The following is a 1164-nucleotide window of genomic DNA, read 5'->3' as shown; positions in this document are numbered from 1 at the left end:
GGGCGGCGCGATCCGCCCACCCGTGAGGGTCAGAAGTCGGCGCGGCCGCCGGACAGGTCGAATGCCGTGCCGGTGGTGAAGCTGCACGCATCGCTCGAGATCCACATGACGGTCGAGGCGACCTCGTCGATCTGCAGGAAGCGCCCCATCGGGATGAGCGCCCGCGTCCGTTCGATGAAGGCCGGCGGGAGTTGCGCGAACAGGTCGGTCTGCACCATGACGGGCGTGACCGCGTTGACGGTGACGCCGTCGTGGATGAGCTCGCGGGCGAGCGACTTCGTCAGCCCGACGACGCCGTGCTTCGCGGCCGAGTAGGCGGCGAGCTCGGGGTTTCCCTCCTTGCCCGCGATCGACGCGACGAACACGATCCGGCCCCACTGCTGCGCACGCATCGCGGGCGCGACGGCGCGGGCGGCGAGGAACGTGCCCGTGAGGTCGATCTCCAGCACCCGGCGCCACGCCTCCGGGTCGTAGTCCCACACGGGCGCGACGGGCCCGGTGATGCCGGCGCAGGCGACCAGCACGTCGATGCGGCCCGCCAGCGCGAGGGTCTCCTCCGCCGCAGCGGCGACGGAGGCGGCATCCGTCACGTCGACCCGCAGCGCGAGGGCGGGGGTCCAGCCGTCGACGGCCGTGGGATCGAGGTCCCAGACGACCACGCGGGCGCCCGCCGCGGCGAAGCGGGCACCGATACCGGCGCCGATGCCGCGGGCGCCGCCGGTGATGACGACCACAGCGTCGTCGAAGTCGAAAGTCACATGAGTCACGCCTGCACGTTAGTGCCGCCACTGCGGAGAATTACCCGCCTGGGGCTACATGAACATAGACGGATTTGGTCGTTCCCTGTCTTGATCATCCCTCGCATACTGGCCACCGGCGCACGCGCGCCGATCGTTCTGACGAAGGAGTCCCGATGGCGACGTTCGCGGTCACTTACGACTACGCGACCGACAGCGACCAGGTGCGCGACGCGCACCGACCCGAGCACGTGGCGTTCCTGCGCGGGCTGCACGAGGAGGGCGCGCTGTACATGAGCGGCCCCCTCGCGCAGGACCCGCCCCGGGCCCTGCTCATCTTCGAGGCGCCCGACGCCGACGCCCTCGCGGCCCGGCTCGACGCCGACCCGTTCCACCGGGTCGGCGCGATCGGCGTGCGCACCATCAC

Annotated in this window: 2 protein-coding genes; one reads left to right on the top strand and one right to left on the bottom strand. The window is 71.5% G+C overall.

Annotated elements, in window-relative coordinates:
* Positions 1-29: 29 nt before the first annotated feature.
* Positions 30-767, bottom strand: coding sequence for an SDR family NAD(P)-dependent oxidoreductase (locus ASG00_RS01640; RefSeq protein WP_200930826.1), 738 nt, complete (start codon positions 765-767; stop codon positions 30-32).
* A 146-nt stretch (positions 768-913) separates the two neighbouring features.
* Here ASG00_RS01640 and ASG00_RS01635 point away from each other — a divergent pair.
* On the top strand, positions 914-1164 hold a 251-nt coding region (locus ASG00_RS01635; RefSeq protein WP_082482988.1), incomplete at its 3' end, for a YciI family protein.

This window comes from Microbacterium sp. Leaf351, from assembly GCF_001423825.1.
GTDB classification, from domain to species: Bacteria; Actinomycetota; Actinomycetes; order Actinomycetales; family Microbacteriaceae; genus Microbacterium; species Microbacterium ginsengisoli.
This window is presented reverse-complemented; position numbering and strand designations above follow the sequence as displayed.